Origin of the sequence: Aeromicrobium panaciterrae (genome assembly GCF_031457275.1) — a bacterium.
Taxonomy (GTDB): Bacteria; Actinomycetota; Actinomycetes; order Propionibacteriales; family Nocardioidaceae; genus Aeromicrobium; species Aeromicrobium panaciterrae_A.
This window is the reverse complement of the sequence record NZ_JAVDWH010000001.1, coordinates 822,658-835,401: the sequence shown is the minus strand read 5'-3', so window position 1 is coordinate 835,401 and position 12,744 is coordinate 822,658. Positions and strand designations below refer to the sequence as shown.

Annotated in this window: 16 protein-coding genes and 1 riboswitch; of the genes, 7 read left to right on the top strand and 9 right to left on the bottom strand. The window is 64.5% G+C overall.

Going from position 1 to position 12,744, the window contains the following annotated elements; translation table 11 throughout:
• Window positions 1-101: 101 nt before the first annotated feature.
• The 7 genes from J2X11_RS04350 to J2X11_RS04320 form a co-directional block, all read right to left on the bottom strand.
• The gene (locus tag J2X11_RS04350; protein WP_309967103.1) at window positions 102-302 is read right to left on the bottom strand and encodes a cold-shock protein; all 201 of its coding nucleotides are present in this window, start codon (window positions 300-302) and stop codon (window positions 102-104) included.
• 70 nt (window positions 303-372) lie between these two features.
• Window positions 373-651 carry a ubiquitin-like small modifier protein 1 gene (locus J2X11_RS04345; protein ID WP_309967101.1) on the bottom strand — a complete coding sequence of 93 codons (279 nt, stop codon included), beginning with the start codon at window positions 649-651 and terminating at the stop codon, window positions 373-375.
• Between the two features lie 18 nt (window positions 652-669).
• Window positions 670-1,932, bottom strand: coding sequence for a threonine synthase (thrC, locus tag J2X11_RS04340; RefSeq protein ID WP_309967099.1), 1,263 nt, complete (start codon window positions 1,930-1,932; stop codon window positions 670-672).
• Window positions 1,933-1,942: 10 nt separating this feature from the next.
• A riboswitch (SAM riboswitch) is annotated at window positions 1,943-2,051 on the bottom strand.
• Between the two features lie 77 nt (window positions 2,052-2,128).
• The gene (locus J2X11_RS04335; protein WP_309967098.1) at window positions 2,129-2,575 is read right to left on the bottom strand and encodes a hypothetical protein; all 447 of its coding nucleotides are present in this window, start codon (window positions 2,573-2,575) and stop codon (window positions 2,129-2,131) included.
• On the bottom strand, window positions 2,565-3,353 hold the full coding sequence (gene otsB, locus J2X11_RS04330) for a trehalose-phosphatase (RefSeq protein ID WP_309967096.1): 789 nt from the start codon (window positions 3,351-3,353) through the stop codon (window positions 2,565-2,567). Before otsB ends, J2X11_RS04335 begins: the two co-directional genes overlap by 11 nt.
• A gap of 7 nt (window positions 3,354-3,360) precedes the next feature.
• On the bottom strand, window positions 3,361-3,879 hold the full coding sequence (locus J2X11_RS04325) for a LytR C-terminal domain-containing protein (protein WP_309967094.1): 519 nt from the start codon (window positions 3,877-3,879) through the stop codon (window positions 3,361-3,363).
• An 11-nt stretch (window positions 3,880-3,890) separates the two neighbouring features.
• Complete coding sequence (locus tag J2X11_RS04320) at window positions 3,891-4,187, bottom strand: DUF3263 domain-containing protein (RefSeq protein WP_309967091.1); 297 nt, start codon at window positions 4,185-4,187, stop codon at window positions 3,891-3,893.
• A gap of 53 nt (window positions 4,188-4,240) precedes the next feature.
• Here J2X11_RS04320 and J2X11_RS04315 point away from each other — a divergent pair, with 53 nt between their 5' ends.
• From J2X11_RS04315 to J2X11_RS04300, 4 genes are read left to right on the top strand one after another with little or no spacing between them, the layout of a single operon-like run.
• On the top strand, window positions 4,241-5,221 hold the full coding sequence (locus tag J2X11_RS04315; RefSeq protein WP_309967089.1) for a Gfo/Idh/MocA family protein: 981 nt from the start codon (window positions 4,241-4,243) through the stop codon (window positions 5,219-5,221).
• A 23-nt stretch (window positions 5,222-5,244) separates the two neighbouring features.
• Complete coding sequence (locus tag J2X11_RS04310) at window positions 5,245-6,672, top strand: alpha,alpha-trehalose-phosphate synthase (UDP-forming) (RefSeq protein ID WP_309967087.1); 1,428 nt, start codon at window positions 5,245-5,247, stop codon at window positions 6,670-6,672.
• A gap of 9 nt (window positions 6,673-6,681) precedes the next feature.
• On the top strand, window positions 6,682-7,284 hold the full coding sequence (locus J2X11_RS04305) for a GNAT family N-acetyltransferase (RefSeq protein WP_309967086.1): 603 nt from the start codon (window positions 6,682-6,684) through the stop codon (window positions 7,282-7,284).
• Window positions 7,281-7,913 carry a hemerythrin domain-containing protein gene (locus J2X11_RS04300; protein WP_309967084.1) on the top strand — a complete coding sequence of 211 codons (633 nt, stop codon included), beginning with the start codon at window positions 7,281-7,283 and terminating at the stop codon, window positions 7,911-7,913. Before J2X11_RS04305 ends, J2X11_RS04300 begins: the two co-directional genes overlap by 4 nt.
• Before the next feature lie 2 nt (window positions 7,914-7,915).
• On the opposite strand, the gene J2X11_RS04295 is transcribed toward J2X11_RS04300, so the two are convergent.
• Window positions 7,916-8,383, bottom strand: a complete 468-nt coding sequence (locus J2X11_RS04295; protein WP_309967082.1) for an Lrp/AsnC family transcriptional regulator — start codon at window positions 8,381-8,383, stop codon at window positions 7,916-7,918.
• Window positions 8,384-8,517: 134 nt separating this feature from the next.
• Here J2X11_RS04295 and ald point away from each other — a divergent pair, with 134 nt between their 5' ends.
• Complete coding sequence (gene ald, locus J2X11_RS04290; protein ID WP_309967080.1) at window positions 8,518-9,627, top strand: alanine dehydrogenase; 1,110 nt, start codon at window positions 8,518-8,520, stop codon at window positions 9,625-9,627.
• Between the two features lie 11 nt (window positions 9,628-9,638).
• Here ald and J2X11_RS04285 read toward each other — a convergent pair whose 3' ends face one another.
• On the bottom strand, window positions 9,639-10,856 hold the full coding sequence (locus J2X11_RS04285; RefSeq protein WP_309967078.1) for an MFS transporter: 1,218 nt from the start codon (window positions 10,854-10,856) through the stop codon (window positions 9,639-9,641).
• A gap of 37 nt (window positions 10,857-10,893) precedes the next feature.
• On the opposite strand from J2X11_RS04285, the gene J2X11_RS04280 reads away from it, so the two are divergent.
• The gene (locus tag J2X11_RS04280) at window positions 10,894-12,036 is read left to right on the top strand and encodes an MFS transporter (RefSeq protein ID WP_309967076.1); all 1,143 of its coding nucleotides are present in this window, start codon (window positions 10,894-10,896) and stop codon (window positions 12,034-12,036) included.
• On the top strand, window positions 12,033-12,722 hold the full coding sequence (locus tag J2X11_RS04275; protein ID WP_309967074.1) for a uracil-DNA glycosylase: 690 nt from the start codon (window positions 12,033-12,035) through the stop codon (window positions 12,720-12,722). Before J2X11_RS04280 ends, J2X11_RS04275 begins: the two co-directional genes overlap by 4 nt.
• The last annotated feature ends 22 nt before the right edge of the window (window positions 12,723-12,744 follow it).

Sequence of the window (12,744 nt, the reverse complement as noted above, 5' to 3'; positions counted from 1 at the left end):
TATGCGCATAGGTTATGTGACATTGCAAGTGTCACATACGTCACGTCAGCGTGTCTGAGCGCGAAAAAGCCCGGCCCGCAGGCCGAGCTTTTGCGCGGACGTTACTGTCCGAGAACTTCGTGGGCCTCTCGACCCTTGGGCCCATCGACAATCTCGAACTCGACCTTCTGGCCGTCTTCGAGAGTCTTGTAGCCGTCGGATGCGATCTTGGACCAGTGGACGAACACGTCGTCCTGGCCCTCGACCTCGATGAAGCCGTAACCCTTGTCAGCGTTGAACCATTTGACGGTGCCCTGCACCATGCCGCCACTCCCACCTGATGCTTCGGAGGCCCATCTGCCGAGGCCTCGTCATGCGCAGAGCCTATACGGCTCAGGCGCCTCCGGCCACGGCGGGGATTATGGAAACTTGCGCGCCGTCGGGCGTCTTCGTGGCGAGTCCGTCAGCGAAGCGCACGTCTTCCTCGGCTACGTAGATGTTGACGAAGCGGCGAAGCTTGCCGTCCTCGTCGACCACACGCGCCTTGATCCCGGGGAAGCTGGTCTCCAGCGAGTCGATGACCTCGGTCAGCGTTGCGCCCTCAGCGGTGACCTGTGACTGGTCGCCGGTGTAGCTGCGGAGGATCGTCGGGATTCGTACGTTGATGCTCACTGGTGCTCCTTGATGGTCTTAAGCGATGCCCGCGGCGACGAAGGCGTCGTACGTAGGCGCGATGGTGGCTGCAGGTCGGACAAGGTCGGCGACGGCGTCGAGCGTCTTGAGTCCGTGACCGGTGTTGATGACGACGGTCTCAAGCTCGGTGTCGAGCACCCCTGTCTCAACGAGCTTCTTGAGCACGCCGATCGTGGTGCCTCCGGCCGTCTCGGTGAAGATGCCCTCAGTGCGTGCCAGCAGGACGATCGCGTCGCGTACTTCGTCATCCGTGATGTCAGCGACAGCTCCACCAGTTTCGCGGCAGATGTCGAGTACGTAGATGCCGTCAGCGGGGTTGCCAATCGCGAGTGACTTGGCGATCGTGTCGGGCTTCTGCGGACGCACGACGTCCCAGCCCTCGCGGAACGCCTCGGACACCGGCGAGCATCCGGTCGCCTGGGCGCCAAACACCTTGTAGGGCTTGTCCTCGACGAGTCCGAGCTTGATCAGCTCTTGGAACGCCTTGTGCACCTTGGTCAGCTGCGAGCCTGAGGCGACGGGGATGACGATCTGGTCCGGCAGGCGCCAGCCGAGCTGCTCGGCGATCTCGTAGCCGAGGGTCTTGGAGCCTTCGGCGTAGAACGGGCGGACGTTGACGTTGACGAACGCCCAACCGTCCTCTTCGCCGGCGATCTCGCTGGCGAGCTTGTTGACGTCGTCGTAGTTGCCGTCAACCGCGACGAGGTTCTCGGTGTAGACGGCCGAGTTGATGACCTTGGGCGTCTCGAGGTTGCTGGGAATGAACACGACCGTCCGGATGCCAGCGCGGGCTCCGGCCGCGGCGACGGCGTTGGCGAGGTTGCCGGTCGACGGGCACGCGAACACCTTGCTGTGGAACTCGCGGGCGGCGCTCAACGCGCACGCAACGACACGGTCCTTGAAAGAGTTGGTCGGGTTGGTGCTGTCGTCCTTGACCCAAAGGTTCTTGAGGCCGAGCTCAGCGGCGAGGTTGTTGGCCTTGAGGAGCCGCGTGTAGCCGGGCTCCAGGTTGGGGCTCAACTCGATGTCGTCGGGGACGGGGAGGAGAGCTTTGTAGCGCCAGATGTTGGCGGGGCCGGCTTCGATCTGCTCGCGTGTGATGGCCGGGAAGTCGTACTTGATCTCCAGCGGGCCAAAACACTCGTGACACGCGTAGTGCGGTCCGAGCTCGCGGGTGGTGCCACACTCTCGGCACACCAACTCGACGGCATTGCCGAAGGCTCCGTCGCGGATGGTCTTCGCTTCTGCGGTGATGCTCATTCTCGTCCTCCAGTCATCTTTCCCGGATCCGAGTCCGGGACGGATTGAGCACCTGGTTCATCTTGAACTGGTTGCTGGGGTGTCGTCGGGCCGTGTCCCTGTACCCCTCTTGATGAGTGGCTTCAGCGTACGTGGGCGTCTCACGATGTGTCCACTTGGTCCGGATCATGAGACGTGCCGTCTCAGTGAGCGGCTATTACTTGGGGCGGGAGAAGCGAGTCGTCGGCGGCGGGTAGTTGCCGTCCGCCAGATTCGCGAGACGCTCAAAAGGGTTGTACGACGAGTGATCGCCGGCAATCGCGTACGAGATGCCGACGAACAAGAAGTAGAACGGCAGCATGACGACGCCGAACACGAACGCGTACTGCGTGCAGTGTCGATCCTCGTGCTTGAGCAGGACCGGCCGGTCTGTGAAGTACTCCAGATCGTTCTTGCTCGCGATGACGCTGCCGACCGTGAACGCGCTGGCGACCGGGAAGTTGAAGCGGTAGCCCGTCGCCAGGTACGTACCGCGACCCCGCTTGGTGATCGTGGCACCGCCGATCTTGGCGACGACGAAACCGAGCAGAGTGCTCAGGTTGATCCAGTTGAGAACCGTGCGCACCCGAGTCCAGAACGTGTGGGGCAACAACTCAGAACTCATCTGCCAACTCCTCCAGCCAGGCGGCGATCTCGTCGGGTCCGTTCAGCACGACGTCCGCGCGCGACACAAGGGCATCCTGCTCCGACGACGCCGAACAGATCAACAGCCCGTCCAGACCGGACCGACGGAGCTCATCCACCGCATCAAATGCCGGAACGTCGCCGAGGTCATCACCGGCGAAGATCACGTGCTGCGCGTTCATCTCGTCGACCAAGGCCTTGAGCGCGCTCCCCTTGTCGACTCCTGCGACACGCAGCTCGATGACCTGGCGTCCGGGTTCGACGGCGAGATCCAGCTCGGCAGCCAGTTCGGACAGCGGCCCCGCGAGCTTGGCGAGCAAGTCGGGATCAAGTCCACGGGTATGAATCGCCACCGCTAGACCTTTGTCCTCCAGTCGTACGTTGTCGCCACCGCGCTCTGCCAACCAACCCGGCAGGCGCTCAAGAAGCCGCGCAATCGCCACGGGTCGCTCGATCGGAGCTGGCGCACCGTCTCCCGCATTCCAACGCTCGGCGCCGTACTGACCCAGGATGATCAGCCGGTCCAGCCCGGCGAATCCGACGAAGCCGCCCAGCTCGAGAGCCTGCTCGACCGGCCGCCCGGTGATGATCGCGACCTGACCCAGCACGGGGCCGAGTCGTCCAAGAGCGGCAACAGAGCGCTCGTGCGCGTACGCCTGCGTCGGGTCATCGACGATGTGCGCCAACGTCCCGTCAAAGTCGAGAGCAAGAAGCGTCCCTGCGGGATCGTTGACCACGGCCTCGCGAAAGGTGGTCACACCACCATCATTGCGGGCCGGACAAGATGATCGTCAGGCGGTCGGTACGCATGGGATCGACGCGAGGCATGACTCGATCGATGCCAACGTCCTTCGCCAGCTGCTCGGCCTGGTCCTGAAGACCTTCGGGGTAATAGACGGTGTTCTGGCCAATTGATCCTTGCCAGTTGCCAATTCCACCGACGGTCCATCCGGCGTCCTCAACCTTGGTCTTGAACGCGCCTGCAGCGCCGGGAGTGCCGGTGTTGTTGAGCACCGAGACGGGAGTGTCACGCGCGACAGTCGGCTCAGTCTCGGTCGGAGTGGGCGTCGGAGTGGGTGTCGGCTCCGTTGTCTCAGTCGGCTCAGGTGCTGGCGTGGTGGCCGATGCGCTCGGCGGCGTGGCCGTGTCCTTCGAACCGTCATCGGCGTCGATGAGCAGCCAACCGAGTCCAGCGACCGCGGCAAGCAATGCGGCGACCGTGAAGACGATGAACCAACTGGATGGGACGTAGGCGTTGCGGCTCGGTGTTCTGCGATGGTCCATGGGACGCACCGTCAGAGATCGATGCCCAGGCGCCGGGCAGATCGACTGCGCTGCCGTCCGGCCCGGAGCCGACGCAGGCGCTTGACCAGCAGCGGATCAAAGGCGAGAGCGTCCTCGCGGTCGATCAGCGCGTTGAGCACCTGGTAGTAGCGGGTCGCCGACATATCGAACTTCTCGCGGATCGCCTGTTCCTTGGCACCGGCGTACTGCCACCAGAGACGCTCGAGCGCCAGGATCTCGCGGTCGCGGTCGGACAACGACTCGGCAGCGGCTGTGCTGGCCGGGCTGGTCTTTTCCACTGCGCTCATGCTGTGCATCTTAGTGCACAAATCACACTGATGTCATTTGACATAGTGAAGTCATGTCGACCAATCCGCGCACCATCCGCTGGGGCATTCTTGCCACCGGACGCATAGCCGAGCACTTCGCGAAGGACCTCGCGCTCGTAGAGGGCAGTGAGCTGGTCGCCGTCGGGTCCAGGCGCCTCGAAGCAGCCACCGAGTTCGCCGAGCGATTCGGCGGCGTACGCGCCCATGGTTCGTACGAGGCACTCGCCGCTGATCCCGAGGTCGACGTCATCTATGTCGCTACTCCACACAGCCGTCACCTCGAAGACGTGATGGTGTGCCTCGAGGGCGGCAAGCACGTGCTCTGCGAGAAGTCGCTGGCCATGAATGCCGTCGATGCCGAAACGATGATCAGCGAAGCACGATCGCGCGGGCTGTTCTTTGCCGAGGCAATGTGGACGCGCACCAACCCCAACACCCGCAAGATGCTCCAGCTGATCAAGGACGGTGCGATCGGCACACCGCTACAGGTACGAGCGGAGCTCGGTTTTGCGGCCGAGGCCGAGAAGGTCCGCATGTGGGATCCGGCCCTGGGCGCCAGCGCGTTGCTCGACGTCGGCATCTACCCGGTGACGTTTGCGTACCTCGTGCTCGGCGAGCCGACCAGCATCGTCGCAAACGGGGTTCTGTCCGACCAGGGCTTCGACCTCAATGCCGGCGCAACGCTGACGTACGCCAGCGGCGCAGTCGCCAATCTCGCGTGGAACCAGGTCTCGCACTCCGACAACCGCGCATCGATCGCCGGCGATCTGGGTCTGATCGAGGTACACCCGGCCTTTCACGAGACGACTGGCTTCACGTATTCGAAGGGCGAGCTGCTCGAGACGTACGAGGAACCCGTCACGGGTCGCGGCTACTCGCACGAAATCGCCGAGGTCGCGGACTGTCTGCGCGAAGGGCATACCGAATCGGCACTACTGCCTCAGGACGAGTCGCTCGCGATCATGAAGCACATGGACGAGATCTTGCGCCAGCTCGGCGTAACGCCACGGTGACTTAACACCGATAGGGTTCCCGTATGGCGTCTGGCCTCGCAGAATTCGTGGTTATCGCCAATCGCCTGCCCGTGGACCGGATCACTGGTCCGGATGGGGAGACGACATGGCGCAAGTCGCCCGGCGGACTGGTCACTGCCCTTGAGCCGGTCATCCGTCGCAAAGGTGGCGCCTGGATCGGCTGGCACGGCGCAGCTGGCGAGAAGCTGAGGCCCTTCGAACACGAAGGCATGAACCTCGTACCCGTTCCGTTGTCAGAAGAAGAGGTCGAGGAGTACTACGAAGGCTTCTCGAACGCGACCCTCTGGCCGCTCTATCACGATGTCGTCGCGCCTCCGGAGTTCCACCGCGAGTGGTGGGACGCGTACGTACGCGTCAATCAGCGCTTCGCTCAGAAGGCCGCAAAGATCGCCAAGAAGAACGCCGTCGTCTGGGTGCAGGACTACCAGCTCCAGCTGGTGCCGACGATGCTCCGCGAACTGCGGCCCGATCTGCGGATCGGCTTCTTCCTGCACATTCCGTTCCCTCCGACTGAGCTGTTCCAGCAGCTCCCCTGGCGTCGCCAGATCCTCGAGGGCCTGCTCGGCGCCGACCTTGTCGGTTTCCAGATGCCCGGTGCTGCACAGAACTTCATCCGTCTCGTACGCCAGCGCGTCGGCCACAAGACGCACCGCGACACCGTCTATCTGCCGGACGGTCGCACTGTGCTTGCACAGGCGTACCCGATCTCGATCGATGCGGCCGGTTTCGAAGAGCTCGCCCGTACGCCGGAGGTCATCGCTCGGGCTGCCGAGATCCGCGAGAGCCTGGGCAACCCCAAGGTCGTCCTGCTCGGCATCGATCGACTCGACTACACCAAGGGCCTGCGCCAGCGCCTGCGCGCGTTCGGCGAGCTCATCACCGAAGGTGCGTTGGACGTCGACGACGCCGTCTTCATTCAGGTGGCGACACCATCTCGCGAACGGGTCGGCCAGTACATCCTGCTGCGCGACGACATCAACCGACTCGTCGGTCGCATCAATGGCGACGTCGGCCGCATCGGGCAGCAACCGGTCACCTATCTCCACGCTTCCTATCCGCGCGAGGAGATGGCCGCGCTCTACCGCGCCGCCGACGTCATGGTCGTGACGCCGTTGCGTGATGGCATGAACCTCGTCGCCAAGGAGTACGTCGCCTGCCGGTACGACGAGAAGGGCGCCCTGGTGCTGAGCGAGTTCGCGGGCGCGGCCTCCGAGCTCAAGTCGGCCTATCAAGTCAATCCGCACGACATCAATGGCATGAAGCAGATGCTGTTGGCGGCGATCAACGCCGATCCACGCGAAAACGCCCGCCGTATGAAGGCGATGCGTCGCCAGGTGATGGAGAACGACATCGACCTGTGGGCTGCCAACTTCCTGCGCGAGCTCAATGCCGTACGTGATCCGCACGCCAAGAACCCCCGCCCGGTTTAGGTTGAACCCATGAGTCAGTGGGACGAGACGCCCAACCTCGTCGGTGACCATGTGCGGCTCGAGCAGCTGCAGCCGCACCACGCCGAAGGGCTGCTCGCGGCGTCAGATGATGACGAGGTCTTCACCTGGCAACTGTTCGCTCGGCCGACCAACCTGGACGAGGCCAAGGCACTCATCGAGCTCTACCTCGGGCGGCCCAACACCCGCTCGTGGGCCCAGGTCGATCAGCGCACCAACGAAGTCGCCGGGCTAACGACGTACTACGACATCGATCCGGCGCGGCGCACGGTGGCCATCGGCTCAACTTGGTTGGGGCGGCGCTTCTGGCGTACGGGGATCAACACCGAGTCCAAGCTGCTGCTCCTGCGCCATGCCTTCGACGCGCTCGACTGCGCCCGGGTCGTGTGGCACGTGGACATCAGGAACGAACGTTCGCAGGCGGCTGTCACCCGCATCGGTGGCGTACGCGAAGGCGTGATGCGCAAGCACATCATTCGCCGCGACGGATCGTGGCGCGACACCGTCCTGTTCTCCATGACCGACGACGAGTGGCCCGCGGCCCGTGACGCGCTCGTGTTCAAACTGTCCGCAAACGGGAAGGTTCAGACATGACCGAACACCTGACCATGAACACGATCATCCATGCAGCCTTCCGGCGAGACATGAAGCGTTTCGGTGACGCGCTCGCAGCCTTCGCGCCAGGCGATCAGAAACGTGCCAGCGACCTCGGTCGGGCCTGGGACAACTTCGCGTACCAGCTTCATCACCACCACGACGACGAGGAGACGATCTTCTGGCCGGCGTTCGAGAAGGTTGGCGTCGACCCCAAGCTCGTCGAGGAGCTAGAGGGCGAACACGACCGTATGAGCGCGGCGCTGGTGGGGGCCGAGGGCGCCATGAAGGTGTTCACCACCGACCCCTCACAGACCAGCCTCGATTCCGCGCGGGGAGCTATCGCCGAGCTGCAGGTCGTCCTCGATGAGCACTTGAAGCACGAGGAGCGCGACCTGGAGCCGTGGTCCGCGACGCAGATGAAGAAGCCCGAGCTCAAGGCCGCACAGGCAGCTGTGCGCAAAGCGCACAAGGGTGGCGCCGGCACGTTCGCATCCTGGCTTCTCGACGGAGCCGACGCAGATGCCACGGCAGCACTGAAGCGCGAGTTCCCAGCGCCGGTCCTCGTCGTGCTGACCCGGGGCCCGGGTCGCCGCTATCGCAAGGAGATTGCGCCGATCTGGAAGTAGCGTCAGTCGGCGAGCTGGCCGCGCTTGTGCTGGAAGATCAGATTGGTTTCTGTCAGGGCGACTTCGGGTGCCGCGCTGAGCTTGTCGACGACGAACGCGCGCAGATCCTCGGAGTCGCGCGCCGCTACGTGAACGTGGAAGTCGTCGGCGCCGGCGAGGAAGTAGACGTTGAGCACTTCAGGCATCGCCGCGAGACGGTCGGAGAACTCGTTGATCGATCCTCTGGCGTCGGCCCGCAAGCGTACGGCGATCATCGCCTGTATGGGTCGACCGAACCAGGCCGGATCGACTTCAGCATGGAAGCCGGCGATGACTCCGCGATCAATCAGACTCCGGAGACGGACGAGACAGGTCGAGGCTGCAACGCCAACCTTTTCGGCGAGAGCGTTGTTGGCCAAGCGGCCCTCGGCACGCAGCGCTTCGACGATGCGGTGATCGAGGTCATCCAGCTCTCGAACATCCTTCGGCATGCGTACCCCTTGATCGGCTCATTGCGTATGAATCACGTGTCAACACCCATCCTAGCGAATGTTCTTCGGGCAGTTGCACGACAAACCGCAGTTCCTTCACGATAGGACTACCGAATCGTTCTGAGGAGCAACCCATGTTGGTCGGCGTTCCCCGCGAGATCAAGAACAACGAGTTCCGCGTCGCCATCACCCCGGCCGGCGTTCACGAGTTCACCCGCCGTGGCCACGACGTGGTCATCGAGAAGGACGCCGGCATCGGATCGTCGATCACCGATGACGAGTTCGTCGCTGCCGGCGCCAAGATCCTCGCCACCGCCGACGAGGTCTGGGAGACCGCCGAGCTGGTGCTGAAGGTCAAGGAGCCCATCGCCGCGGAGTACAGCCGGATGCGCAAGGGCCAGACGCTCTTCACCTACCTTCACCTCGCCGCTAGCCGCGAGTGCACCGACGCTCTTCTGGCGTCGGGCACGACGTCCATTGCCTACGAGACGGTGCAGCTTGCCGATGGTTCGCTGCCGTTGCTCGCCCCCATGTCGGAGGTTGCAGGCAAGCTCGCTCCGCAGGTTGGCTTCTATCACCTGATGCGTCGTGGCGGCGGCCGCGGCGTGCTGCCCGGCGGAGTCCCCGGAGTGCACCCGGCCAATGTCGTCGTCATCGGCGCTGGCGTCTCTGGCGTCAACGCCGCACACGTCGCCCAGGGCATGGGAGCTCGCGTCGAGATCCTCGACCTGAACGTTGCTCGCCTTCGTCAGGTCGATGCCATGTTCGGTGGCACCGTCACCACAGTGGCGTCCAACTCCTACGCGATCGAGAAGGCCGTACGCGAGGCCGATCTCGTGATCGGCGCCGTGCTCGTACCTGGCGCCAAGGCCCCAACTCTCATCAGCGATGACCTCGTAGCGACGATGCGTCCCGGCTCCGTGCTGGTCGACATCGCGATCGACCAGGGCGGCTGCTTCGAAAGCTCGCGCGCGACAACGCACGATGACCCGACGTTCAAGGTCCACGACTCGGTCTTCTACTGCGTCGCCAACATGCCGGGCGCAGTTCCGCACACGTCGACGTACGCGCTGACGAACGTGACGCTCCCCTACGCGGTCGCTCTCGCCGACAAGGGTTGGAAGCAGGCAGTCACGGACGACGCCGCACTTGCCGGTGGCCTCAGCACGCACGAGGGCAAGCTCGTCAACGGTCCCGTCGGCGAAGCGCTCAACATCGAGGTCACTCCTCTCGCCCAGCTCTAGAACACAGTGCTCTAGACGTTGACCGGGATGGCGTTGCGCAGTGCGCGGTTCGCCGTCACGGCCAGCAGCACGGCGAGCCCGGCGGCACTGATCGTCACGGCAAAAGCTGCGGTGTGACCGTGGTCGTCAGCCAATCGGCCGGCGATCGAGGCGCCCGCGGCATAGCCGATGCCGGTCGCTCCCGCGAGCAGGGTCATCGCGGTGCCGACCCGGTGCAATGGCACGAGGATGCCAGCCAGCGCGAAGTTACTGATCATGTACGGCGCTACCGCAAAGCCGAGCAACGCGATCACGCCGACCAGCGAGGCGATCGAGTCGACCAGCAGCAGCGGAGCCGACAGAACCAGCAGGGCAAGGGCAGCGACGAGCATGCGCGTGGCGTACAGGATGCGTTCGGGCAGCGCGGTGATCGCGAGCCCAGCAATCACGCTGCCGATGCCCAACGTTGCGTGGATCAGGCCGACGAGTCCCGCCTGGCCTTCTGACTCGGCAAGCACCGTGCTGCCGGTTTGCAGGCTGCCGAAAATGACGCCAATGCTGAACTGGGCGATGACCAGCACGAAGAACGCGATCGTCCACATCGCGCCCGCCCCTCCACCGCCATGGGTGGTCTGTCGCGCCACGAGGTCGGACGTCGGATGCAGGGCAAACCACGTACCAAATACGCCGAGCAGAACGGCGGCGACGAGCATTGCGCCCGCTGGCTCAGCGAGGATCGCAAGGACACCGATGAGTGCCGGACCGAGGACGAACGAAGCCTCGTCAGCTGACCCCTCGTACGAGAACGCCGCGTCGACGAGTCGGCGCTGGTCTTCCTCCTCCGACGTGATCGGCCGCCACCGTACGCGCGCCAACGGCCCGACCTGCGGGATCGCGAACCCGGTGATCGCCGCCATGGTCAGGATCGCCGGCATCGAACCGAACCGATCACTGGTCACGATGACGATCCCGGCGAGACCGAGGGCTCCCGCAATCGACTGGACGAGCACGACCGGACGCTGGCCGATCCGATCCGCCAGCGCTCCGGCGAGCGGCGATCCGATGGCGTTCGCGACTGCCAGCACTCCGGCAGCGCCTCCGCCGAGGCCGTAGCTGTCGGTCGCAGTGCTGACCAGGATCAGGGTGCCGATCTGGCTCATGGCAAGCGGGATCCGCCCGAGGAAGGCTACGACGATGTAGGCGGGCCCGACGATGCGCAACAGTGCGCGGTAGGAGGCGATGGCTGACACAGCCCGGGCAGTCTATCCGCGTGGATAGGGTCGAGGCATGCCACTGACTCGAGCGCGAAGGTCAACGTTCGCGTTCTTCGCGCTCAATGGGTTTTCGCTCGGCATGTGGGTCGTTCACATCCCAGAGATCCTCGACCGTACGGGCGCCGACAAGGCGACTCTTGGCTATCTCTTGCTGCTCATGGGTGGCACCGCTCTGGTCGGTATGCAGGTGGGCGGGCGACTCATCGACAAGGTCGGAAGCCGCCCGGTGACTGTCGCCGCCGGGCTCGCCCTCAGTGCTGCACTGATTGGACCAGCGGTGGCGACCAGCGTCACCGCCCTGGCTGTGGCGCTAGGTGTCTTCGGCGCTGCCAACGGGATCATCGACGTCGCCCAGAACGCGCAAGCGGTCGAGGTTGAGCGCGCGTACGGACGACCGATCATCAGCGCCTTCCACGCGTTCTTCTCTCTGGGCGGACTGGCCGCATCGCTGGTCGGTGGCGTACTGATCGCTGCCGACGCCGACATTCGGCTGACCCTTGGCGTTGCGGCGATCGCAGGAATTGTTGTCACGTTGGTGGCTCGACTGGGACTGCTCCGTTCTGCACCGGTGGCACCAGCACAGGCCGACGTGAAGCGCGCGCCATGGACCGGCCGCGTGATCCTGTTGTCACTGCTCGCCTTCGTGCTGCTGCTGTCCGAAGGCGTGGCGTACGACTGGAGCACGGTGCACCTGCACGACTCGCTCGACGCCAGCAAGACCGTGGCGGCGTGGGCGTTCGGCGCATTCTCAGTGACGATGACGGCCGTACGACTGCTCGCAGATCGGATCGTTGGTCGAATTGGCGCCGCCGCGTACGTTCAGCGCGCCGCGCTGGTCGGTGCCGTCGGACTGCTGGGTGCGGCGCTGGCGCCGACGCCATGGGTCGCGATCGTCGCCTGGGCTGTCTTCGGCATCGGGCTCGCCGGCTGCGTGCCGCAGTTCTTCAGTGCCGCAGGCAATATCGATCCGGCCGCTTCGGGTACGTACTTGGCTCGGGTCACCGGCACTGGTTACCTCGGACTGCTCGCCGGTCCTGCCGTTATCGGCATCCTCACGAACTGGGTATCTCTGACGACCGCGTTCGCCGTACCGGTCATCGGTTGCCTGCTCGCTGGGCTGCTGGCCCCACGAGCTCTGCGGAAGGTGGCGGGATGAAGCCGCTGTCTGAGCTCATGGACCCGGAATGGGCGGAGGCCCTCGAACCTGTCGCGGCCAACATCGAGGCGATGGGTCAGTTCCTCCGGGAGGAGATTGCGGCTGGCCGCTCCTACCTTCCTGCTGGTGACAACATCCTGCGCGCTTTCGCTGAGCCGATGGCCAACGTCAAGGTGCTGATCACCGGTCAGGACCCTTATCCGACTCCTGGACACCCGGTTGGGTTGTCGTTCTCGGTGGCTCCGGACGTACGGCCACTGCCACGAAGTCTGACCAACATCTTCAACGAGCTCCACGCAGACCTCGGCATACAGCCGTCACAGTCTGGCGATCTCAGCCCGTGGGCCAAGCAGGGCGTGCTGCTGCTCAATCGCGTGCTGACCGTACGACCCGGCACTCCGGCGAGTCATCGCGGCAAGGGCTGGGAGGCCGTCACGGAGCAGGCAATTCGTGCACTGGTGGCGCGTGACCAACCGCTCGTCGCCATCCTGTGGGGCCGGGACGCCCAGGGACTCAAGCCGATGCTCGGCACCATCCCGACGATCGAGTCGGTCCACCCAAGCCCGCTGTCAGCATCGCGCGGGTTCTTCGGCTCCAAACCCTTCAGCCGCGCCAACGAGCTGCTCGACGCACAGGGCGCAGAACCCGTTGAATGGGCACTCGCACCTGATCCAACCTCGGCGTAGATTGATCCAAAACCACGTCCTG

Coding starts and splice junctions, on each gene's coding strand:
- J2X11_RS04315 (WP_309967089.1), top strand. CDS start 4,241: ATGTCGACCAATCCGCGCACCATCCGCTGGGGCATTCTTGCCACCGGA.
- J2X11_RS04275 (WP_309967074.1), top strand. CDS start 12,033: ATGAAGCCGCTGTCTGAGCTCATGGACCCGGAATGGGCGGAGGCCCTC.
- J2X11_RS04305 (WP_309967086.1), top strand. CDS start 6,682: ATGAGTCAGTGGGACGAGACGCCCAACCTCGTCGGTGACCATGTGCGG.
- J2X11_RS04325 (WP_309967094.1), bottom strand. CDS start 3,879: ATGGACCATCGCAGAACACCGAGCCGCAACGCCTACGTCCCATCCAGT.
- J2X11_RS04295 (WP_309967082.1), bottom strand. CDS start 8,383: ATGCCGAAGGATGTTCGAGAGCTGGATGACCTCGATCACCGCATCGTC.
- thrC (WP_309967099.1), bottom strand. CDS start 1,932: ATGAGCATCACCGCAGAAGCGAAGACCATCCGCGACGGAGCCTTCGGC.
- J2X11_RS04335 (WP_309967098.1), bottom strand. CDS start 2,575: ATGAGTTCTGAGTTGTTGCCCCACACGTTCTGGACTCGGGTGCGCACG.
- J2X11_RS04310 (WP_309967087.1), top strand. CDS start 5,245: ATGGCGTCTGGCCTCGCAGAATTCGTGGTTATCGCCAATCGCCTGCCC.
- J2X11_RS04320 (WP_309967091.1), bottom strand. CDS start 4,187: ATGAGCGCAGTGGAAAAGACCAGCCCGGCCAGCACAGCCGCTGCCGAG.
- J2X11_RS04350 (WP_309967103.1), bottom strand. CDS start 302: ATGGTGCAGGGCACCGTCAAATGGTTCAACGCTGACAAGGGTTACGGC.
- J2X11_RS04300 (WP_309967084.1), top strand. CDS start 7,281: ATGACCGAACACCTGACCATGAACACGATCATCCATGCAGCCTTCCGG.
- J2X11_RS04280 (WP_309967076.1), top strand. CDS start 10,894: ATGCCACTGACTCGAGCGCGAAGGTCAACGTTCGCGTTCTTCGCGCTC.
- ald (WP_309967080.1), top strand. CDS start 8,518: ATGTTGGTCGGCGTTCCCCGCGAGATCAAGAACAACGAGTTCCGCGTC.